Annotated in this window: 21 protein-coding genes and 1 pseudogene; 15 read left to right on the top strand and 7 right to left on the bottom strand. The window is 64.9% G+C overall.

What is annotated here, in order from left to right; all coding sequences use genetic code 11:
- From JI749_RS00980 to JI749_RS00970, 3 genes are all read right to left on the bottom strand, one after another.
- Positions 1-1,533 (bottom strand): acyl-CoA carboxylase subunit beta, encoded by a 1,533-nt coding sequence (locus JI749_RS00980; protein ID WP_201657487.1) that lies wholly within the window; start codon positions 1,531-1,533, stop codon positions 1-3.
- 84 nt (positions 1,534-1,617) lie between these two features.
- Positions 1,618-2,172 carry a gamma carbonic anhydrase family protein gene (locus JI749_RS00975; protein WP_201657484.1) on the bottom strand — a complete coding sequence of 185 codons (555 nt, stop codon included), beginning with the start codon at positions 2,170-2,172 and terminating at the stop codon, positions 1,618-1,620.
- 10 nt (positions 2,173-2,182) lie between these two features.
- Positions 2,183-3,610 (bottom strand): protein adenylyltransferase SelO, encoded by a 1,428-nt coding sequence (locus JI749_RS00970; RefSeq protein WP_201657481.1) that lies wholly within the window; start codon positions 3,608-3,610, stop codon positions 2,183-2,185.
- A 114-nt stretch (positions 3,611-3,724) separates the two neighbouring features.
- On the opposite strand from JI749_RS00970, the gene JI749_RS00965 reads away from it, so the two are divergent.
- The 3 genes from JI749_RS00965 to JI749_RS00955 all read left to right on the top strand — a co-directional run bounded on the left by JI749_RS00965 (position 3,725) and on the right by JI749_RS00955 (position 6,063).
- A complete protein-coding gene (locus JI749_RS00965; protein ID WP_201657478.1) occupies positions 3,725-4,408 on the top strand; it encodes an HAD family hydrolase in 684 nt (227 codons plus the stop codon).
- 437 nt (positions 4,409-4,845) lie between these two features.
- Positions 4,846-5,745, top strand: coding sequence for a cell wall hydrolase (locus JI749_RS00960; RefSeq protein ID WP_201657475.1), 900 nt, complete (start codon positions 4,846-4,848; stop codon positions 5,743-5,745).
- Positions 5,746-5,859: 114 nt separating this feature from the next.
- Positions 5,860-6,063, top strand: a complete 204-nt coding sequence (locus JI749_RS00955) for a hypothetical protein (protein ID WP_201657472.1) — start codon at positions 5,860-5,862, stop codon at positions 6,061-6,063.
- 49 nt (positions 6,064-6,112) lie between these two features.
- Here JI749_RS00955 and pckA read toward each other — a convergent pair whose 3' ends face one another.
- On the bottom strand, positions 6,113-7,705 hold the full coding sequence (gene pckA / locus JI749_RS00950) for a phosphoenolpyruvate carboxykinase (ATP) (protein ID WP_201657469.1): 1,593 nt from the start codon (positions 7,703-7,705) through the stop codon (positions 6,113-6,115).
- A 244-nt stretch (positions 7,706-7,949) separates the two neighbouring features.
- Here pckA and JI749_RS00945 point away from each other — a divergent pair, with 244 nt between their 5' ends.
- From JI749_RS00945 to JI749_RS00920, 6 genes are all read left to right on the top strand, one after another.
- A complete protein-coding gene (locus JI749_RS00945) occupies positions 7,950-8,666 on the top strand; it encodes a response regulator transcription factor (protein ID WP_201657466.1) in 717 nt (238 codons plus the stop codon).
- A 9-nt stretch (positions 8,667-8,675) separates the two neighbouring features.
- Positions 8,676-10,496, top strand: coding sequence for a sensor histidine kinase (locus tag JI749_RS00940; protein ID WP_233280820.1), 1,821 nt, complete (start codon positions 8,676-8,678; stop codon positions 10,494-10,496).
- Between the two features lie 9 nt (positions 10,497-10,505).
- Complete coding sequence (locus tag JI749_RS00935) at positions 10,506-10,973, top strand: HPr kinase/phosphorylase (protein WP_201657462.1); 468 nt, start codon at positions 10,506-10,508, stop codon at positions 10,971-10,973.
- Positions 10,974-11,151: 178 nt separating this feature from the next.
- A complete protein-coding gene (locus JI749_RS00930; protein WP_201657459.1) occupies positions 11,152-11,553 on the top strand; it encodes a PTS sugar transporter subunit IIA in 402 nt (133 codons plus the stop codon).
- Positions 11,553-11,864, top strand: a complete 312-nt coding sequence (locus tag JI749_RS00925; protein ID WP_201657456.1) for an HPr family phosphocarrier protein — start codon at positions 11,553-11,555, stop codon at positions 11,862-11,864. The genes JI749_RS00930 and JI749_RS00925 overlap by 1 nt, the downstream gene beginning before the upstream one ends.
- Complete coding sequence (locus tag JI749_RS00920) at positions 11,861-12,394, top strand: GrpB family protein (protein ID WP_233280819.1); 534 nt, start codon at positions 11,861-11,863, stop codon at positions 12,392-12,394. Before JI749_RS00925 ends, JI749_RS00920 begins: the two co-directional genes overlap by 4 nt.
- A gap of 6 nt (positions 12,395-12,400) precedes the next feature.
- On the opposite strand, the gene JI749_RS00915 is transcribed toward JI749_RS00920, so the two are convergent.
- Positions 12,401-12,637 (bottom strand): hypothetical protein, encoded by a 237-nt coding sequence (locus tag JI749_RS00915; RefSeq protein WP_201657453.1) that lies wholly within the window; start codon positions 12,635-12,637, stop codon positions 12,401-12,403.
- A gap of 180 nt (positions 12,638-12,817) precedes the next feature.
- On the opposite strand from JI749_RS00915, the gene JI749_RS00910 reads away from it, so the two are divergent.
- The 4 genes from JI749_RS00910 to tsaE all read left to right on the top strand — a co-directional run bounded on the left by JI749_RS00910 (position 12,818) and on the right by tsaE (position 18,149).
- A complete protein-coding gene (locus tag JI749_RS00910) occupies positions 12,818-13,324 on the top strand; it encodes a DUF2937 family protein (RefSeq protein ID WP_201657449.1) in 507 nt (168 codons plus the stop codon).
- 98 nt (positions 13,325-13,422) lie between these two features.
- Positions 13,423-14,823 (top strand): adenosylhomocysteinase, encoded by a 1,401-nt coding sequence (gene ahcY / locus JI749_RS00905; RefSeq protein WP_201657446.1) that lies wholly within the window; start codon positions 13,423-13,425, stop codon positions 14,821-14,823.
- A 399-nt stretch (positions 14,824-15,222) separates the two neighbouring features.
- On the top strand, positions 15,223-17,613 hold the full coding sequence (locus JI749_RS00900; RefSeq protein WP_201657443.1) for a sensor histidine kinase: 2,391 nt from the start codon (positions 15,223-15,225) through the stop codon (positions 17,611-17,613).
- Positions 17,614-17,729: 116 nt separating this feature from the next.
- Positions 17,730-18,149: a tRNA (adenosine(37)-N6)-threonylcarbamoyltransferase complex ATPase subunit type 1 TsaE gene (tsaE, locus tag JI749_RS00895; protein ID WP_233280818.1), complete on the top strand. Its 420-nt coding sequence runs from the start codon at positions 17,730-17,732 to the stop codon at positions 18,147-18,149.
- Here the strand turns inward: tsaE and JI749_RS00890 are convergent.
- A complete protein-coding gene (locus JI749_RS00890) occupies positions 18,146-18,631 on the bottom strand; it encodes a DUF1810 domain-containing protein (RefSeq protein WP_201657408.1) in 486 nt (161 codons plus the stop codon). The genes tsaE and JI749_RS00890 overlap by 4 nt on opposite strands.
- 140 nt (positions 18,632-18,771) lie before the next feature.
- On the opposite strand from JI749_RS00890, the gene JI749_RS00885 reads away from it, so the two are divergent.
- Together JI749_RS00885 and JI749_RS17380 are read left to right on the top strand one after the other, a co-directional pair.
- The gene (locus JI749_RS00885) at positions 18,772-20,004 is read left to right on the top strand and encodes a sensor domain-containing diguanylate cyclase (RefSeq protein WP_233280817.1); all 1,233 of its coding nucleotides are present in this window, start codon (positions 18,772-18,774) and stop codon (positions 20,002-20,004) included.
- Between the two features lie 444 nt (positions 20,005-20,448).
- Positions 20,449-20,718 (top strand): annotated as a pseudogene (locus tag JI749_RS17380) (GIY-YIG nuclease family protein); the annotation flags it as partial.
- Positions 20,719-20,792: 74 nt separating this feature from the next.
- On the opposite strand, the gene JI749_RS00875 reads toward JI749_RS17380, so the two are convergent.
- The gene (locus JI749_RS00875; RefSeq protein WP_201657405.1) at positions 20,793-21,587 is read right to left on the bottom strand and encodes an aminoglycoside phosphotransferase family protein; all 795 of its coding nucleotides are present in this window, start codon (positions 21,585-21,587) and stop codon (positions 20,793-20,795) included.

Below are 21,587 nucleotides of genomic sequence, written 5' to 3'. Positions count from 1 at the left end.
TCACAGCGGAATATTGTCGTGCTTTTTCTTGGGCATGCTGTGCGTCTTGTGGCGCAGCGTCGAGAACGCCCGGATCACGCGGCGGCGCGTGCCATGCGGCATGATCACGTCGTCGATAAAGCCGCGTTCGGCGGCAACGAAGGGGTTGGCGAAGCGCGCTTCGTAATCCGCCGTTCGCTGGGCGATCTTGTCCTTGTCGCCCAGCTCGGAGCGATAGAGGATTTCCGTCGCGCCCTTGGCGCCCATGACGGCGATTTCGGCCGAAGGCCAGGCATAGTTGACGTCGGCCTTGATGTGCTTGGATGCCATCACGTCATAGGCGCCGCCATAGGCCTTGCGGGTGATGACGGTGACCAGCGGCACGGTGGCTTCGGCATAGGCGAAGAGCAGCTTGGCACCATGCTTGATGATGCCGCCATATTCCTGCGCCACGCCGGGCAGGAAGCCGGGCACGTCGACAAAGGTCAGGATGGGGATTTCGAAACTGTCACAGAAGCGGATGAAGCGCGCCGCTTTCTTGGATGCATTGATATCGAGGCACCCGGCCAGCACCAGCGGCTGGTTGGCGACGACGCCGACGGTATGCCCGTCGAGCCGGATGAAGCCGCACAGGATATTGCCGGCGTGATCCTTCTGGATTTCGAGGAAATCGCCCTCGTCGGCGACCTTCTCGATCACCTCGCGCATGTCATAGGGCTTGTTGGCGCTGTCGGGTATGATGGTATCGAGACTGGCGTCGCCCCGGTCGATCGGATCATGCGTCGGCAGGCGCGGCGGCTTCTGCCCGGCCGCCAGCGGCAGGTAGGCGAAGAGGCGCCGGACTTCGAGCAGCGTCTCGATGTCGTTGTCGAAGGCGGCATCGGCCACCGAGGAGATTTTGGTATGCGTCGAGGCGCCGCCCAGTTCCTCCTGGGTCACCGTTTCGTTGGTGACGGTTTTCACCACGTCCGGCCCGGTCACGAACATGTAGCTGGTGTCCTTGACCATGTAGATGAAGTCGGTCATGGCCGGCGAATAGACCGCACCACCGGCGCAGGGACCCATGATGACCGAAATCTGCGGCACCGCGCCCGAGGCCTGTACATTGCGCCAGAACACGTCGGCATAGCCACCCAGCGAGGCGACGCCCTCCTGGATGCGGGCGCCGCCGGAGTCATTGAGTCCGATGACTGGCGCACCGTTTTGCAGCGCCAGGTCCATGATCTTGCAGATCTTCTTGGCGTGGGTCTCGCTGAGCGAACCGCCAAACACCGTAAAGTCCTGGCTGAACACATAGACCAGTCGTCCCTCGATGGTGCCCCAGCCGGTGACCACGCCATCGCCCGGAATAATGGTGTCGGCCATGCCGAAGTCGGTCGCCCGGTGGGTGACGAACATGTCGTATTCTTCGAAACTATCCGGGTCGAGCAGCACGTCGAGCCGCTCGCGCGCGGTCAACTTGCCCTTGCCGTGCTGGACCTCGATGCGCTTCTGGCCACCACCCAAACGGGCCTGGGCGCGCTTAGCTTCGAGTTCGGCGATGATCTTCTGCATGGGCTCCCGCTGCCTCTCGTTTTTGACCGGACAGTCAAAACGAGATTGGCGGGGGGCACCGCAAAAAGCAAATGCGAACTTGTCTCAGGATGGCTCAAAGTCACCGGGTCGGGCGGTGACGTCGACGAGGCCCGCGGCGAAACGGCGGGCATTTTTCACGTAGCGGTCCGCCGAAGCGGCTAGCGCCTGGATACCAGCTTCGTCGATCTGGCGGATGACCCTGCCCGGTGCGCCGACCACCATGGAGTTGTCGGGAATTTCCTTGCCCTCGGTGATCAGCGCATTGGCGCCGATCAGGCAGTTTTTCCCGATCCGGGCGCCGTTGAGCACCGTGGCGCCCATGCCGATCAACGTATTGTCGCCGATGCTGCAGCCATGGACAATCGCGCCATGGCCGATGGTGCAGTTGGCGCCGATGACGAGCGGAAAGCCGGTATCGGTGTGGAGCACGCAGTTTTCCTGCACATTGGTGCGGGCGCCGATGGTGATGGTTTCGATATCGCCACGCGCCACCACGCCGAACCAGATGCCGGCCTCGGGCCCGACCACGATATCGCCGATGAGGACGGCTGAAGGTGCGATCCAGCCGATATCGGGGTCGATGCTGGGCGCGACGCCGTCAAGAGCATAGATGGGCATGGCGGTCTCCTCAGGGTACAATGCCATAGGCTTGGCGCATCTCGGCGATTTCCGAAAGTGTCGACTGGAACAGGCTCCAGTCGTCGCGCTCGGCAATCGGCGCCCAGATGGCTTCCATCTCGTCGATCAGAATGGTGCGCGGCGCCGTCCGGGCAAAATAGGGGTGATCCAGTTTCACCGTGTTGGCTGGCAGGTAGTCTTCCAACCCGTCCGCAATCGGGCGGAAGCCCTCGCTCGCATAGAATGCGGCCGATGGACTGCGCGCGGCCCGCTCGGCGCTGAGGGCGCCCCCATACCAGTCGAAGAAGAATTGCTCATAGGGCGCCTGGCTGGACGAAAGGAAGCCGAACAAAGTGGTGACGAAGGCCCCGTCGCTCTCCGTGTCGATGGGTGTCAGCCCCAGGCGGCGCAGCATCTGCCGCGGCAACTCGCTGCGGAAAATCGGCCAGACCGTGTTGAGAGCCGGCTCGAGCGCTTCGATGCTGGATAGCGGCAACAGGCATTCGGCCAGACGCGTCAGGTTCCAGGCCAGCGTGTCGGGCTGGCGGCCGAAGGCATAGAGGCCGGTTTCGTCGAAATAGGCGGCGGTGAAATTGGGGTCGTAGGTAGGAATGAACCGCCAGGGGCCATAGTCGAAACTCTCGCCGGTAATGTTGATATTGTCCGTGTTGAGCACCCCATGCACAAAGCCGGCGGCGATCCACTGCGCGCCCAGTTTTGCCACCTTGGCGACGACAGCTTCGAGGAAGGCGGCGGGACGATCGGTCGCTTGGGCAAGCTCGGGATAGTAAGTGGCGATGGCGTAGTCGAGCAATTGCGCCAGGCCTGCGCTGTCCTCCAGATAGGCGAGGCGCTGGAAGGTGCCGATGCGGATATGGCTGTGGCTAAGCCGCGTCAGCACCGACGAGCGGGTCGGCGAAGGCTCGTCGCCGCGATAGAGCGCCTCGCCGGTCTCGACCAGCGAGAAGCTCTTGGAGGTATAGACGCCCAGTGCTTCCAGCATTTCGGTGGCCAGCACTTCGCGCACCCCGCCCTTGAGCGTGAGCCTGCCGTCGCCGCCACGCGACCACGGCGTATTGCCCGAGCCCTTGGTGCCGAAATCGAGCAGCCGGTGGTCGGCAAGGTCGTAGCCCTGCGCGAAAAGAAAGCCGCGGCCATCGCCCAGGTCGGGATTATAGGAGCGGAACTGGTGGCCGTGATAGCGCAGGGCCAGGGGTTGCGGCAGCGAGCCGGGCAGGGGCTCGAAGCGGCCGAAATGGGCAAGCCACTGCGCCTCGTTCAAATCCTCCAGCCCCATGCGGGCGGCCCAGCGCTGGTCGCGGTGACGCAGGATGGTTTGCGGGAAATCGGCCGGCTCGACGCGGTCGAAGAAGGCGTCGCCGAGGGTTTCGTGATTGCGGGCGGGCTGGAAGCGGGTCATGTCGCCCAACGTTAGCATGCGCCCGGCGTTGCGTAAGCACGCCCATGAAGAACGTCCGGTTCGCCACTGCGCAACGCTGCCTTTCGTGCCGCCGCCTAGCGCGCGGGGCCAAATCGCCCTATATCGAGCCCGATGAAACCCCAAAGCGACATCCTGCGCCTCGCGCCGTTCCAAGCCGCCATCTTCGATATGGACGGAACGCTGCTCGACACCGAGGCGGTGTTCAAGTCCATCGTTTTCGAAGTCTGCACCGAACTGGGCTTCGAGATGACCGACGCGGTCCATATGTCCATGGTGGGCGGCAGCCACGAGCATACCAACCGGCTGCTCATCGAGTCCTACGGCGTGACCTTTCCCTATACCCTGTTCGACGAACGGTGCCGGGTGATCATGCGCGAGCGCAGCCATGCCGGCGTGCCGGTCAAGCCCGGCGCCCGGGAGCTGATCGGGGAATTGCGCGAACGCGGTATCCCCACCGCCGTTGCGACCTCCTCGCGCAATCCCCACGCCCAGCATCACCTCGGCGCGGCCGGCCTGCTCGACCTGTTCGAGACGGTGGTGACGCGCGATGATGTGGTCAATCCCAAGCCGCATCCGGAACCCTATCTCACCGCCGCTCGCCGGCTTGGCGTCGACCCGCTGCATTGCCTGGCGCTCGAAGACAGCCATTCGGGCGTCCGCGCCGCCCATGCCGCGGGCATGCAGACGGTGATGGTGCCCGACCTGGTCCATCCCAGCGACGAAATCAGGGCGCTGGGCATCGCCGTGATGGAAAGCCTGGATCACGTGCGGCTGGCGGCCTTCGACCGGGGCTGAGACGGCTTGCTTGTCTGACTGCCCCTGGTGGCGTCTCAGTCTGCGCCTCCCTCCCCTTGATGGGGTGGGACCGAGGGTGGGGTAGGGCTGCGTCCATAGCCCTCTGGTTTGGGCGATTGTCACCTCGCCGCGACATCTCCCCAGCAATCGACATTTACCTCCCGCTCTTCCGTAAACTTTTATCCTTCAGAGAAACCCGCCTTTCACCACGCGGCAAGGCCTTCATTTTATTGGGTTTTCAATCGTCTTCGCCTCGATTAACCCTACCTTAAGAAGCTAACGGGCATAGTTAATCAGCCGTAAATTTCGACTTCCATCGACCGGAAACCTTGGATAGGGTGCCGGCCGGGAAGTGACCTCGGACCGCAACGACGGACCGGGAACAAGCGAAGGCCCACCGGATATGGCCGGATGGGCTCAGGGGTAAGGACGGGGCATTGGGGCAGAGCTGGCAGACGATTGCTGTGCGTGCGGTATCGCATGTGCTCGCTTTGGGCGCTCTGGCGCTCGTCCTGTTCGTTACGCTCGTGCCCGCGCATGCCCAGACCGTTCGTGTTGCCGATGTTACGCCGCTCCCCGTCCCTGCCGATCTGATGGCGGTTCGCGCCCAGCCTGCCATTGGCCCCACCGCTGTGCCCCTGGCACCCGGCCAGCAGCCGCTGACCGCGGCGCTGCTCTCCAACTACGTGGAGCGCCAGAAGGCGTTGCGCGCGGTGAACGTGCTTGGCGAGGAAACCGGCGGTGAACTGACCGAAGACGTGCTGATGGGTTACATTGCCCGCGGTTCGATGGGCAGCAACAGCGCTGTGTCGGCCATTGCCAGCTTCACCAGCCCCGCCGCCAAGCCAGCCCCTTCCGTCGATGCCGACGCCCTGGCCGCCTATGTCGAGAATGGCTACAAGCCGCTGGCCGAGCGCGTGGAGCATGCCAATGCCGAACGTGACTGCCTGGCCCAGGCCATTTACCACGAGGCCCGTGGCGAAAGCGAAGTGGGCCAGCTCGCGGTGGCCAATGTCATCGTCAACCGCGCCCGTTCGGGCAAGTTCCCCTCGACGCTGTGCGGCGTGATCTACCAGAACGCCGAAAAGGGCTATCACCGCTGCCAGTTCACCTTCGCCTGCGATGGCCGCAGCGATGCGCCGGGTGAACGCCGCGCCTGGGCCCGCTCGGCCGCCTTGGCCCAGGACGTTTATGCTGAATTCGCCCTCGGCGATGCCGTCGGCGCCATTCCGGGCTCGGCGCTTTACTACCACACCACCAATGTGCGCCCGAACTGGGCCAATACCTACAGCGCCGTCGCCCGCATCGGCTCGCACATCTTCTACTCGCCCAACTGAGGGATCCCTGACATCGTCAGTGCGGAAGCGCCGGTGCATCCAACGGGGGGCTCGGCCCCGTTTTTGCCACCAAGCGCAGCCTGAAATGCACGGGTTGATTCCCTGGAGGACAAGATGAAGAAATTTGCACCCGCGGCGCTGGTCGTCGTTGCCGCGCTGTCCTTGACCGCCTGCACCACAACCCAGCGCACCGTGACCGGAGCGGCCGTTGGCGGCGCGGCCGGCGCCGTGGTTGGCGGTGCCCTCGGTGGTTATGGCGGCGCCGTTGTCGGCGCAGCGGCCGGCGGCGCCGGTGGAGCGCTTATCGCCAACCAGTAAGTAAAAATGGGGCGCTCCTTGGAGCGCCCCTTGTCTAAGGAGGAGCTTGCTACTCGGCCGCCTGCATCAGCCGGGGACCCGGCGCGGCATTGGCGGCGTCGCCGAACTTTTCGAAGTTCCGGCGGAACAGACCGGCCAAGTGCAGGGCCTGGCGGTCATAGGCGTCGGTGTCGGCCCAGGTGAGGCGCGGGGTCAGCAGGCGGCTTTCGACCCCCGGCACTGCCAGCGGTACCGCAAAACCGAATATCTCGTCGATCCGCATCTCGACACCATCGAGCGACCCATCCAGCGCCGCCGTCAGCAGCCGGCGCGTCGAGCCGATGTCGATGCGCTTGCCGACGCCATAACCGCCCCCGGTCCAGCCGGTATTGAGCAGCCAGGTTGCCGCCCCGCTGGCGCGGAGCTTTTCGGCCAGCATGTCGCCATAAACCGTGGGGTGCAGTGGCATGAACGGTGCGCCGAAGCAGGCAGAGAAGGTGGCCTGCGGCTCGGTCACGCCACGCTCGGTGCCGGCCACCTTGGCGGTATAGCCCGAAAGGAAATGGTAGACTGCCTGCTCGGGGGTAAGCCGGGCGATCGGCGGCAAGACGCCGAAGGCGTCGGCGGTGAGGAACACCACCGTCTTGGGCGTGTCGCCCACGCTGCCCCTGGCAATAGCCGGCAACACCTGGATGGGGTAGGCCGCGCGAGTATTCTCGGTCAGCGACACGTCGTCGAATTCCGGCACCTTGCGGTCGTCGAGCACGACATTTTCCAGTACCGTGCCGAAGCGCTTGGTCGCCGCGAAGATTTCCGGCTCGGCCGTCGGGCTGAGCTTGATGGTCTTGGCGTAGCAACCCCCTTCGAGGTTGAAGACGCCGGTTTCGCTCCAGCCATGCTCGTCATCGCCAATTAGGGGACGATCAGGATCGTTGCTGAGCGTGGTCTTGCCGGTGCCGCTGAGGCCGAAGAACAGGGCCGCCTCGCCATCGGGGCCAAGGTTGGCCGAGCAATGCATGGGCAGCACGCCCTGGCGCGGGGCATGGAAGTTGAACAGCGAGAAGACGCTCTTCTTGATCTCGCCGGCATAGGACGTGCCTGCGATCACCACCAGGTTTCGGCTCATGTCGAGGGCAATCACCGTCTCGGTGCGGCTGCCATGGCGGGCCGGATCGGCGCGGAAATGCGGCACATGGATGATCGTCACCGGCGTTGCACTGCCGCCAGCCTCCACCATTTCGCCGGGACGGATCAGCAGGTTGCGGATGAACAGGGCATGCCATGCGCTCGGCGTCATGACGGTAACGGCATATTGGTGGCGCGGATCGGCGCCGGCCAGCAGATCCTGCCTGAACAGCGCCTGCCCATCCAGGGCGGCGACAGCGTCGCCCAGCAGCAGGTCGAATTGCTGGGGCGTAAGGGCGCCCGAATTGTCCCACCACACGCTGGTATCGGTAAGCCCGTCGCGCACGATGAACTTGTCCTTCGGCGAACGGCCGGTAAAGGCTCCGGTGCGGACCGACACCGCGCCATCGGCGGTGAGCTCGGATTCTCCGGCGCTGAGCGAGCGCGCAACCAGCACGGGGGCGATGTCGTTTGCGGACAGCGAGCCGGCGCGGGCGCTGATCTGGCTCCTGAGGGTCTCATGATCGAACAGGGTCATCTGGCAAGTGCTCCGTCGCTCGGGGCAGGACGCCACCGCTACGGAACCGAAAATACGGGCGGGACTTGTTGTACAACCATCCCGAAATCGGTCTTAAGACGGAAGTTGCATCGGGTCCAAAGGTCGCATCCCCTGATGTACTGCCCTTGGCCGCGCCATATTTAACGCGTAATTGTCGCCTGCAAGCAGGGTTCACGGCCTTTGAGCCGCATGTCTGCAAGCGTCTGAACCAGAAAGGCAGCCCATGCCCAAGATCGCCCTCGTCGATGACGACCGCAATATCCTGACCTCCGTGTCGTTGACGCTGGAGGCCGAGGGATATCAGGTGGCCACCTATACCGACGGAGCCTCGGGTCTCGAAGGCCTCACCACCGACAAGCCCGACCTCGCCATCCTCGACATCAAGATGCCGCGCATGGATGGCATGGAACTGCTGCGCCGCCTGCGCCAGAAGTCCGACGTGCCGGTGATCTTCCTCACCTCCAAGGACGAGGAAATCGATGAACTGTTCGGCCTCAAGATGGGCGCGGACGATTTCATCACCAAGCCATTCAGCCAGCGCCTGCTGGTCGAGCGCGTCAAGGCGATCCTGCGCCGTTCCGCGCCGCGCGACCCTTCGGCCCCATCGGGTACCGCCGGCGAACCGGGCCCAAGCAAGGCGCTGATCGAGCGCGGCTCGCTGGTTATGGACGAGGAGCGGCACACCTGCACCTGGAAGGGCCAGCGGGTCACGCTGACCGTCACCGAATTCCTGATCCTCCAGGCGCTGGCCTTGCGCCCCGGCGTCGTCAAGTCGCGCAATGCGCTGATGGATGCCGCCTATGACGACCAGGTCTATGTCGACGACCGCACCATCGACAGCCACATCAAGCGGCTGCGCAAGAAGTTCAAGGCGACCGACGACGACTTCGAGATGATCGAGACGCTTTATGGCGTCGGCTATCGCTTCAAGGAGCAATAAGCACAGCAAGTGGCGATCCTGGATCCGGAACTGGAGCCCAATCCCAAGGCAAACGTGCAAGGACGCGGGCCGGGGCCGGATGAGCGCGCCGGTAGGCCTCCCGGCCGCACTGCTGCCAATCGCTGGCGCCTGGTGGTCACGCCCTTTGCCAAGGTGGTCAGCGCCGTCAGCCGCTTCCTCGATTTCACGATCTTTTCGAGCCTCACCCGCCGCATCATCGTGCTCAACCTGGCTGGGCTCCTGGTGCTCGTGGTGGGCATCCTCTACCTCAACCAGTGGCGCGCCGGCCTGATCGATGCGCGCGTGCAATCGCTGCGCGTCCAGGGTGAAATCATCGCCGCCGCCATCGCCGCCTCGGCTACGGTCGATAGCGACGTGATCTCGATCAATCCCGACCGGCTGCTCGAATTGCAGGGCGATGGCACGGTGTCCTCGCTCAGCTATTTCGATCCCTCGCTGGAATTCCCCATCAACCCAGAACGGGTCGCGCCGTTGCTGCGCAACCTCATCACCCCCACCCGGACACGCGCCCGCATCTATGACCAGGGTGGGCTGATGATCCTGGACAGCGACAACATCTATGCCCGGGGCGAGGTGATGCGGCAGATCATCGACACCAAGCAGGGGGGCGGTTTCTTCCTCCTCGACTGGTGGAATGCCCTGCTCAGCTGGGTGCCTGGCGACAATTTCCCGGTCTACCAGGAATATGGCGTCGACGAGGGCAGCCGCTATCCCGAGGTGGCCTCGGCGCTGCAGGGCGCGCCCGCCGACTTCGTGCGCGTCGATGCGCAGAACCAGCTCGTGGTTTCGGTGGCCGTGCCGGTGCAGCGGCTGCGCGCCGTGGTCGGTGCCATCCTGCTCTCGACCGCACCCGGCGACATCGACTCCATCGTGGCGCAGGAGCGCTGGGGCATCCTGCGCATCGCCATGATCGCGGCCGCCGTGCAGATCGCGCTGTCGCTGGCCCTGGCCGGCACCATTGCGGGGCCCATGCGGCGCCTGTCCGCGGCGGCAGAGCGGGTACAGACGGCGGGCGACGCACGCGCCGAGATCCCGGATTTTTCCGACCGCCGCGACGAAATCGGCCACCTCGGCGGCGCGCTGCGCCGGATGACCGACGCGCTCTACAACCGCATCGAGGCCATCGAGCGTTTCGCCGCCGACGTCGCCCACGAACTCAAGAACCCGCTGACCTCGCTGCGCTCCGCCGTCGAGACGCTGCCGCTGGCCAAGCGGCAGGAGGACAAGGACCGGCTCAACGCCATCATCCAGCATGACGTCAAGCGCCTCGACCGCCTGATCACGGACATTTCCAGCGCCAGCCGGCTCGATGCGGAACTGGCGCGCGAGAGCGCCGAACGGGTCGACGTGGAAAAGCTGGCCGAAGCCATGGTCTCGATCCAGAAGGATGTCGCCGCCGGCCGCGGCGTGAGCGTCGAAATGGTCAAGCGCTCCGGCAGCGGCCGAGGCGCGGCCATCGTCAACGGCCATGAGAGCCGGCTGGCCCAGGTCTTAGCCAATCTGATCGACAATGCCGTGTCGTTCTCGCCCGAGGGTGGCGTGGTGCGCGTGGCGCTCACCGCCGATCCCGAGCAGATCACCGTTACCGTCACGGACGAGGGGCGCGGCATAACCGGGGATGTCGGCAAGATATTCCAGCGCTTCTATACCGACCGCCCGGATACCGAACGCTTCGGCGACCATTCCGGCCTGGGCCTGTCGATCTCCAAGCAGATCGTGGAGGCGCATAAAGGCACCATTCGTGCGGGCAATCGCGAGGATCGTTCGGGCGCCGTGTTCACGGTTGTCTTGCCTCGTGCCCGCAAATAGATTGGCGCCATGAGCAAACCAAAGAACGTGCACGGCACAGGTCTATTGCTGGGATCGACAGGTGTCTTGCTGCGCGGGGCGTCCGGTGCAGGAAAGTCGGTCCTTGCCCTGTCGCTGCTGGACCGTTGGGAGGGCCGTGGCCTGCCGGCTTTCCTGGTCTCCGACGACCGCGTCGACCTGGTGCAGACCGGACGCGACCTCAGCATGCGGGCGCCGGAGACCCTGGCAGGGCTGATCGAACTGCGCGGACGCGGCATCGTTCAGCGACCGCACAAGAGCCTGGTCACGCTGCATCTGGTCATCGACCTGGTCCCCGAACTGGTGCGGATGCTGGAGGAAGATGCCATGGTCACCGAGATAGCCGGTGTCCGGCTGGCTCGTGCACCGGTGCCGACGGCGGACCTGATCAGCGTCGGCCACCAGATGCTCCTGGTCATCGAGGCCATGGCTGCGCTGGGCGGCGAGCCGACCACGTGACAAAAAACCACTTGAATCGCCGCCCATCCGGGCCGAAAGTGACGGCTGCTCGTCCTTCTTGGCCGGGTTCGCGCCAGCATCTCCGCCATCCAGGCAGCGATGCGGGCAGGGGGCAGGAATTACTGGAATGCCGTGCGCGCCGCTTTGCGGGCGCGGCCCGGCAGGCTGGGGACGTTGCATGATTGGTCTGGTTCTGGTGACGCACGGCGCGCTTGCCAATGAATTCAAGTCGGCTCTCGAACACGTCGTGGGGCCGCAGGACTTCTGCGAGACGATCGCCATCGGCCCCGATGACAACATGGAAAGTCGCCGCAACGACATCCTCGCCGCGGTGGACAAGGCCGATGACGGCGACGGCGTCATCATCCTCACCGACATGTTCGGCGGCACGCCTTCCAACCTCGCCATATCGGTGATGCAGAACCGCAAGGTCGAAGTCATTGCCGGCGTCAACCTGCCCATGCTGGTCAAGCTCGGTCGCGTCCGCGCCGACATGGCCATCAAGGATGCGGTAAACCTGGCGCAGGAGGCCGGCCGGAAATATATCACCGTCGCCAATTCGATCCTCGGCGGGCAATAGTGGACGGCGCGGCAGGGGGCGGCCGGGCCGTCGCGCAGCAACTGACCATCGTCAACCGCAAGGGACTGCACGCCCGCGCCTCGGCCCGCTTCGTGCGCACCGCCGAATGCTTCGATGCTACGGTCAACGTCATCAAGGACGGCACCTCGGTCAACGGCAACTCGATCATGGGGCTGATGATGCTCGGCGCCGGCCCGGGCAGCACGATCCTCGTGCAGGCCAGCGGCAAGCAGGCCCGCGAGGCGCTCGAGGCGATCGTCGAGCTGGTCAACAATGGCTTTGACGAAGACGTGGAAGGAACCGCGGGTTGAGCGGCGATGCCATCGTCCTGGTGGCATCCGATCCCGCCTGGCCCACTGCCTTCGCTGCGGCGCGTGACGAATTCCTGACCATCCTGCCCGATCCCCTCCTGATCGAGCATATCGGCTCGACTGCCGTGCCCGGACTGTCCGCCAAGCCGGTCATCGACATCATCGTGCTGGTCGACGACATGGCGCGCGCGCATGCGGCGCTGCCGCAACTGGCAGGGCTGGGCTATCAATATCGCCCCGACGTTTCCAACCCCGCGCGGCTGTTCCTGCGTCGCATCGGCGCCGATGGCATCCGTACCCATCACCTGCATATTCACACCGACCAGGACGATGTGCGCCGGCACATCCTGTTCCGCGACGAGTTGCGCGCCGATGCGGCTACCCGCGAGGCCTATCAGGCACTCAAGCAGGGTTTAGCCCGCCGTCATGGAGACGATCGGGAGGCCTATGCCAAGGGCAAGGACGCTTTCATCGATGCCGTCGTGCGCGCAGCGGGCGGTCCCGAGCGGCGTCCGTTCTGGAACTCGTAAAAGTGGTCAGTTCGCCTGGCGAGACTGCGACTTGAGCGCTGCGACAAAGCGATCGATCACTTCCGGATCGACCTGTTGCTGCGGCGTTGGCCTTGGCGCAGGCGCGGCTATTGGCGCCCAGGCATGGTTGCCCTGGACCTTGCGTTCTACCCGCCGGGGTGCCGGACCCTTCTCGCCGGTGGCGAGGTAGGCTCCAAGGGCGATCACACTGATGAGCAGGCACGCGATTGTCAGCCAATCCATTGAGCTATCCTCCTGACAGGGCAGGAAAATAGGCGCAATGCCTTGTCGGAACCACGGTAAGGTCTTGTTAAGCCTAACCCGTAAAATGCAACGGATTGTCCGCCGCGGGACGGGCACGCATAGCCCGTTGCGGAACGCTGCTTCTTTTCCCACATTGATGGGTGCAAGCGGAGGATGCGCATGCGACGCATGATTGCCGGAATTGGCGGGATCGGGCTGGCCATGGTGCTGAGCCAGTTTCCCGAATATGCCCAGCAATATACCCAGCGCCTGGGTGGCGCGGTGGACGAGCTGCGCATCATCACCGAGGATTTCGACCGCGCCGCCCTGGCAGGCGGTCTAGATCGCGCAGCGGCGTTGGAGCGCTACAATGCCTCCAATGACGATTTTCTCGCGGGACGCGGCACCTCGATGACCGCGACCTTCCAGCGCTACGAGCAGCTCAATATCACTCTGGCGCGTATCGAGAATGCCGGACCCATCGAGCGCTTCCAGTCGCTGCCGGCCTATCTGGACAGCGATATCGGCCAGCGAACGCTCGAGAACTACGAGCCGGCGATACCCGTGACCATGGAGGGTATTCTCTATGCCGGCGGTGGCTTCATCCTGGGCTATCTGGTGCTGTCCGGACTCTGGCGCTTCGCCAGCCTGCCGTTCAAGCGCAGGCGCTATGCCGCCTACCGCTAAGCAGATATAAACATTTCTTTATGTCCCTGGTTGATCGGGATGGCCTGCTTGCGTATAGCTGGGGCAACAAGACCCCATTCACGACGCCGGAGCTTTCCATGAGCAATTCGACCGACTACGCGGTCAAGGACATTTCCCTGGCCGCCTTCGGCCGCAAGGAAATCGAGATCGCCCAGATCGAAATGCCCGGCCTGATGGCCATCCGCGAGGAATATGCCGCGGCCCAGCCGCTCAAGGGCGCCCGCATTGCCGGCTCGCTGCACATGACCATCCAGACCGCCGTGCTGATAGAGACGCTGGTGGCGCTCGGCGCCCAGGTGCGCTGGGTCAGTTGCAATATCTTCTCCACCCAGGACCATGCCGCCGCCGCCATCGCCGCCGCCGGCATCCCCGTCTTCGCCCACAAGGGCGAGACGCTGGAGGAATACTGGGACTTCACCGACCGCATGATGGACTGGGGCAATGGCCTCACCCCCAACATGATCCTTGATGACGGTGGCGACGCCACCATGTACATCCTCAACGGCGCCAAAGCCGAGAAGGACGTCGCCCTGCTCGGTACGCCCGGCAACGAGGAAGAGGAAATCTTCCACGCAACCATCAAGCGCCGCCTGGCCAAGACTCCCGGCTTCTTCACCGCCATCAAGAACGCGATCCGCGGCGTGTCCGAAGAAACCACCACGGGCGTGATGCGCCTCTACCAGCTGCATGCCAAGGGAGAGCTGCCGTTCCCGGCCATCAACGTCAACGACTCCGTCACCAAGTCCAAGTTCGACAATAAGTACGGCACGCGTGAATCGCTGGTCGACGCCATCCGCCGCGGCACCGACGTGATGCTCGCCGGCAAGGTCGCCGTGGTCTGCGGCTATGGCGACGTGGGCAAGGGCTCGGCGGAGTCGCTGCGCGGCGCCGGCGCCCGCGTGCTGGTGACCGAAGTCGACCCGATCTGTGCCCTGCAGGCCGCCATGGAAGGATTCGAGGTGGTGACGCTGGAAGACGCCGCCCCGCGCGCCGACATCGTCGTCACCGCCACCGGCAACCGCGACGTGCTGACGCTCGACGACATGCGCAACCTCAAGGACATGGCGATCGTCTGCAATATCGGCCACTTCGACAACGAGATCCAGGTTGCCGCCCTGCGCAACTTCAAGTGGACCAATGTGAAGCCGCAGGTCGACCTGGTCGAAAAGCCCGATGGCAAGCGCCTGATCCTGCTGTCCGAAGGGCGCCTGGTAAATCTGGGCAATGCCACCGGTCACCCCAGCTTCGTGATGTCTGCCTCGTTCTCGAACCAGACCCTGGCGCAGATCGAACTCTGGACCAATGGCGACAAGCTCGAGAAGAAGGTCCATGTGCTGCCCAAGCACCTGGACGAGAAGGTCGCCGAACTGCACCTGGCCAAGCTGGGCGCCAAGCTGACCAAGCTCACCAAGGACCAGGCCGATTATATCGGCGTCAGCCAGAACGGGCCGTTCAAGTCGGGCGAGTACCGGTACTGATTGACCAGTTCAGATCACAGCGCCCGCGACCGTGTCGCGGGCGCTTTATTTTGGGATAGCCTCATCCTGGGCGTGCACGCCAGTTGCTGCTTCGTTCACGGTCAATCCCCGATATCGATGCTTTGCCCATAATGCACAGCCATTAAGACTCTTTTAGGCGATTCACCGGGCCGGTATGGTCATGGTGATTCGGTTGCTGGGGGACACGCAGCCGAACCGGAGATGGCCGGATTCCCTAGGGACTCCGCGTTTGGCCACTTCGCTTTCGAGTTGGGCGTACCGGCTGCCTGGTGGCCGGGCTGGCAACAATGATTTTGACCTAGAGGGCGGCTTATGGCGCCGGATCACTTCCGGAAGCATTGGGGATTCGCAACGATTGCGGCGGCCCCCGTTACCCTGATGATGGCGGTCCCCGCCCTTGCCCAGGGTATCAATTCGGCAAATTTCGTGGGTGCGGCACCCCTGGCGATCACGGTGGGGGCGGGTGCTTTCGCGTTGCTGGCCATGGCGGTGGTGCGAACCATGCTCAAGGACGGCAAGGCCGCCCGGCAGCGGGCCGCCAGCCAGATTGCCGGCCTGCGGGCCATGGTGGACGAATACGAAGCGCTGCTGAGTGGCACGCGCGAAGTGACCGTGCTGTGGACCGAGAACAGCAGCGGCGCTCCGCGCCTGCTCGGCCAGGCCGGTTCGGTATTGCCGCCAGGGCGACAGCCCGAAAGCGTACTCAATTTTCCCAGTTGGCTCTTGGCTGGCGATGCCGACAAGCTGGCCCGCCTGCTTGAGGACCTGCGCGTCAATGGCCATGCCTTTGCCGTCAGCCTCAATGCACTGGACGGAAGGCAGATCCGGGCCAATGGCTGGGTGCTCGGCGGCGGCGCTGCCTTGCGCCTGCGGCCCGCCTTCCTCCAGGCCCAGTCCGAACCCGCATTGGTCGCATCGGCTGCCTCGGGCGACTTGGCCAGCGTGCGTGCTGTCCTTTCGGCCCTGCCCGAACCGGCCTTTGCCCGCAACGCCGACCAGCGGCTCACCTTTGCCAACCCCGCCTATCTGCAACTGGCCAAGGCCCTGGGCAAGTCGGGGACCGAGTCGGCACCGCCCGAACTGCTCGATACCGCCCAACTCAGGCAGCACCAGATCGATTGCGCCAAGGGTGACGGCCGCGGCACTATCACCGTGACATGGCCCGGCCAGGGCGCGTTCGATCTCGTGGAATTTCCCGTCACGGGCGGCCGCGCCGGCTATCTGCGCCGCGCCCAGGAGGCGAGCCCGACGGCCGAAGCCGGGTTGGCCCATATCGGCGGCATCATCGGGGCGCTGACCACACCCATCGCCATCTTCAATGCCAAGCGCGAACTGGTGCAGTACAACGCCGCCTTCGCCAACCTGTGGAACCTGAGCCGCGCGTTCCTCGTGCCCGGGCTCGACGAGCGTGCCATCCTCGACAAGCTCCGCACCGACGGCATGCTGCCCAACCAGGTCGACTACCAGACCTGGCGCAGCCAGCACCTGCAGAGCTACACTCGCAAGACCCCCCACGAAAACGAACCCTGGCACCTGCCCGATGGTCGCACCATCAAGGTGATCTCGGCGCCGGCCGGCGCTGCCGGCGGGGTCATCTATGTTTATGAGGACATCACCGAACGGCTGAAGCTGGAATCGACCAACAAGGCCTTTTCCAACGTGCAGCGCGAAACCATCAATGCCCTGAGCGAAGCCGTGGCGGTGTTCGGTACCAACGGCCGGCTGACGCTTTCCAATCCGCGGCTGTCGGCGCTGTGGAAGCTGCCGATGAACGAACTGGGGCAGAATCCCCATATCGACCAGATCGCCGAGGCCAGTGGCCGCGCCATCCCCGAAGATGGCGCCAGCATCTGGCGCGACCTCAAGCGCGGCATCATCGACCTCAATCCGACGCGCTCCGACCAGACCGGGCGGCTCAACCGCTCCGATGGGCGCCTCCTCGATTATGCCATCACCCGCCTGCCCGACGGGCAGACCATGATGACCTTCCTCGACGTCACCGAAAGCGCCAGCTATTCCAAGGTGCTCAAGGAACGCAACGACGCGCTGGTCGCCGCCGACCTGCTCAAGGACGCCTTCGTCGAGAACGTCTCCTATGAACTGCGCTCGCCGTTGACCAATATCATCGGCTTTGCCGACCTGCTGGCCGGCAGCGAGGGCGGCAGCCTCAACGAGCGCCAGCGCGCCTATATCGACTATATCCGCGCCAGCTCGGTCACGCTGGGCGTGCTCATCGACAACATCCTCGACCTGGCCTCGGTCGATGCCGGCATTGCCGAATTGCGGCCCGAACTGCTCGATGTGCCCACCCTGGTCGACAAGGCCCGCGCCGGCCTTTCCGCGACCTTCCCCGAAATCTCGGGCGAGAAGCCGATCAACCTGGTGGTCGATATCGAGGACGGCATGCCGCCCTTCATCGCCGACGGCACCCGCATCGTGCAGGTGCTCTATAACCTGCTGAGCAACGCCGCCCGCTTCTCGCCACCCGGTGGCGAGATCAGGCTGTCCGTCAGCCACCGGGCCAACCGCATGCTCTTCGTCATCGAGGACGAGGGGCCGGGCGTGACCGACGAAATGCGCGCCGCCATCCAGACCCGCATCGATACCCCCAGCGGCCGCCAGCGCGGGGCTGGCCTGGGCCTCGCCATCGTCAAGACCTTCGTCAATCTCCATGGCGGCACCATTTCGGCCGAAAAGCGCGAACCGCGCGGCTCGCGCATCATCGTCAACCTGCCGCGCGACAGCGCCATGGCGGGGGTGGCGGAATAGGGTTCGCCGCTCCGTCGCCCCCTGCCCCTTGAGGGGAGGGCCGGGGAGGGGGTAGTGCTGGTCCACCGATGGACCCTCATCCCTCCCCTCACGGGGGGAGGGAGGCGAAAGAGCCGATGCCAGATTTCCTCCCCGACGACGCCGCCACTGCCGAACTGGGTGCCACTATCGCACGAGAGCTGCAACCCGGGGATATCGTGCTGCTCGAGGGCGATCTGGGTGCCGGCAAGACCGCGCTTGCCCGCGCCATCATCCGCAGCCTGGCAGCCGATCCCGCGCTCGACGTGCCCTCGCCCACCTTTGCGCTGGTGCAGCCCTATGACACGCCGCGGGCACCCGTGCTCCATGCCGACCTCTACCGGCTTGGCGATCCCCGTGAGGTCGACGAACTGGGGTTGCTCGACAATCCCGCCGCGATCGTCCTGGTGGAATGGGCGGAGCGGGCGCCCGAACTGGTCGCGGCCGCTACCATGACCATTCAGCTCGACATTCCGCCCGGCGGCGACGGCCGCCTCGCCCACATCAGCCGGGCCTAGAGCAGGTCCAGCGTCGCGCCGTCTTCCCGATTCCGGAAAAAGGCGCGCAGGGCACGGTCGAACAGCGGCTCGTCTGGGTCGGCACGGTGGAACAGCGTCATCGACGAATGGAACTTGAGGTCGTCGGGCGTGCCGAAAATCTGCGTCAGGCCGCGCGGCGCAGGACCGCCAGGGGCATGCAGCAGCACGGCTTGCGTACATTCGCGCAGCCGTCCGCCCAGGATCGGATGGGCAAGGTAAGCTTCGGCCTCGTCGATGTCGGCAATGGCGAAATGGCGCGAAATGGCGGTGCGGCCGAGCCCGGCAATCTGCGGAAAGATGAACCACATCCAGTGCGTACGCTTCTGCCCGGCGCGCAATTCGTGCAGCACCTGCGGGTAGACCGCATTCTGCGCCTCGAGAAACCTGCCCACGAAACTGCCGCCCCCGAAGCTGCGCCGCGGCGACAGCGGATTTGGCTGGAGAAAGGATTGCTGCGTCATGGTTCTCCTCCTGATTGACGAGTTCCAACGGCTGGCGCGGTGAGCGGTTTCCCATTGTGATCGGCAAGCGCCGCGCGCGGTAACCTCTTGGCAATAGGTTGCGGCCCAATTTGGGAGCACCTATGCCCATGGAGCCTCGCATGTCGGCTGTCGCTTCGATCGACCGGGACGACTGGGAGCGTGATCGCCTCGCCGCCCTGCAACGCTTCGATATCCTCGATTCCCCGCGCGAGGAACCGTTCGACCGCATTACCCGGCTGATCCGCTCGATTTTCGGGGTCAGCACCGGCATCGTCTCGATGATCGACGGCCATCGCCAGTGGTACAAATCCGCCGACGGTTCGGACCGCAGCGAAGTACCGGTCCAGGACACCTTCTGCCGCTTCCCGCTCGCATCCGGCGAGTCCCTGGTGGTGCCCGACGCCAAAGCCGATATGCGCTTTGCCGACAACCCCAATGTCACCAGCGGCGGCGTGGGCTTTTATGCCGGCGTACCGCTGCGCACCACCGACGGCCATGTCATCGGCACCGTCTGTGCCATCGATCCCCAGCCGCGCGATTTCTCGGCCCGCGAACTGAAGATCCTCGAGGATCTGGCCCTCATCACCATGAACGAGCTCGATCTGCGGCAGCGGGCGACGGTCGACGTCTTGACCGGCGCCCTGTCGCGCCGGGCCTTCAAGGAGGAGGGCGCCCGCGCCGTGGCCCTCGCCAGCCGGCATCATCACGCCCTGGCCTGCCTGGTGCTCGACCTCGATCACTTCAAGTCGGTCAATGACGGCTTCGGCCACGCCGCAGGCGACAAGGTGCTGGCCGACGTCATCAAGAGCTGCGTCGCCCTCTTGCGGCAGAGCGATCTGATCGGCCGGCTGGGCGGCGAGGAATTCGCCGTGCTGTTGCCGCTGACCGACCGTACCCAAGCCATCGAGGTGGCCGAAAAGCTGCGCCAGGCCATTGCCGATCTGGTCTTCAATTTCGATGGCCAGAACTTGCCGGTAACCTGCAGCTTCGGCGTCGCCGTGCTCGATGGCGCCACGCCCGACATCGAGAGCCTGCTCGAACGCGCCGACGCCGCGCTCTATGCCGCCAAGCAGGCCGGCCGCAACCGGGTGGTGGCAGCGGAGCCCGCGCCCGAGGCCATCCGCACCAATGCGCGCCGCGTGCTCAAGGCCGGCCGCATCATCTTCAACAACCGCGCTTCGCTGGTGAACTGCACCGTGCGCTGGATGTCCGACGAAGGCGCCGGCATGGACGTGACCGGCAGCTTCGGCATTCCCAGCCGCTTCACCCTTGCCATCCGCTCGGACGGCTTCGAATGCCCCTGCGAGGTGGTGGCCTCCACCGACCGGCATATCGAGGTGCGGTTTACCTGACGCGCGCCGAAGCGCCGCCCGGCCTTGCGGCGTCGCGGTTTCACGGCATGAAGCGGCTTTCGCCCCGGACGGCTTGCGCCGCCTGACTGGTTATTGAAGAGGCGAAAGCCGCTTCACACGACTGGGGTTTTAGGCAGGTTGGCCAGGTACGCTGTGTCGCAAGCGCAGCTGCTCGATTTCCCCTTGCCTGGACCAGGCGACCCCGATCCACCCATCTCCCGCCCGATGCTTCGTCGGCACCGCGTGAGCGGCGGGAATGGGTGAAGTATGCGGGAGGTGATTGGGGACGGGGATAAGTTTTTTCGGAGAGCGGGGAGGGACCTGGGCCCCGATACAGTCTCACCCACCGGGTCATTCCGGCGCAGGCCGGAATCCATGCGGTGAACGCCCCCAGGGCCGGATGCTCGGGGCAAGCCACGGACATGGATTCCGGCCTTCGCCGGAATGACGCCGTGGGTGTTGATGGTGTTGCGGTCCCATGCTTGTCTCGTGCTCATGGGGAAGGTCTTCATTGTCTACATCATGGCGAGCATGAAGGGCGGCACGGTCTATACCGGCGTCACCGGCAACCCGGCCGGCCGCATCTGGCAGCACAAGAACCATGTCGATCCCAAAAGCTTCACCGCCCGCCACAAGGTGACGCGGCTGGTCTGGTACGAGGTGCACGAAACCGCCATCTCCGCCATCACCCGCGAAAAGCGCATCAAGGACTGGCAGCGGGAATGGAAGGACCGGCTGGTCGAGGAGCGCAATCCGACCTGGCGGGACTTGCGCCGACCACAAGGCCCTCAAACAAGAACCGCCTCCAACGCTCGCATGTTCCTCCCCATCCACGCCGCACTCCGCGCCCGCCAGGCCATCGCCCATAGCGCCTCCACCGGGCCGTCGCTGTCTGGCGTGAGCTTGGCCTCCACCGCTTCATTGGCCGCATCCGCTATCGCCAGTTCGATCATGGTCGTCACCAGCCGCGCGCGGTCGGCTGACGCCAGCCCGTAGCCGTCGACAATGTAGCGCATCTTCTTGGCGCGGCTGGCCAAAGGTGGCAGGCCGATGCGGAGTTCGAGGTCGTCGTCGAAGAGGTGGGCGTTGAGCCAGCACAGTTGGGCGAGGTCGACCAACGGGTCGACGGGGCCGGCCTGTTCCCAATCGATGAAGCCGACGGGCTGGTGGTTGTGGGCGATGATGTTCCAGTCGCCCAGGTCACAGTGGCCGATGAGACGCTCGCCGGAGCCGAGGTCGCGGCCGAACCAGGGGCGCCATTGGGCGTCGGCGGGTGGCGTAAAGGTCCTGCTGGCGAGGTGGAAGTCGGCAAGCATGCGGCCCAGGTTGAACATGGCTTCGTCGGGCCAGGGGCCGGGATGGAGCGAGACGCCGTGGATGAAGCTCAGGATCTCGCGGCCTTCGCTGTTGAAGCCGGAACCGACGACGCGTGGCGCGCCGCTGAAGCCCTCGGCCTCGAGATGGCGGAGCAGGGCATGGACGGAGCGGGCCCAGGGGCCGGTCTGGCGGTGGACCACGTCGCCGATGCGGGTGACGGCATTGCGGCCGCCGCCGGTGAGGGGGATTTCGGGTGCGTCGTTCAT

The organism is Devosia oryziradicis, from assembly GCF_016698645.1.
Taxonomy (GTDB): domain Bacteria; phylum Pseudomonadota; class Alphaproteobacteria; order Rhizobiales; family Devosiaceae; genus Devosia; species Devosia oryziradicis.
This window is presented reverse-complemented; position numbering and strand designations above follow the sequence as displayed.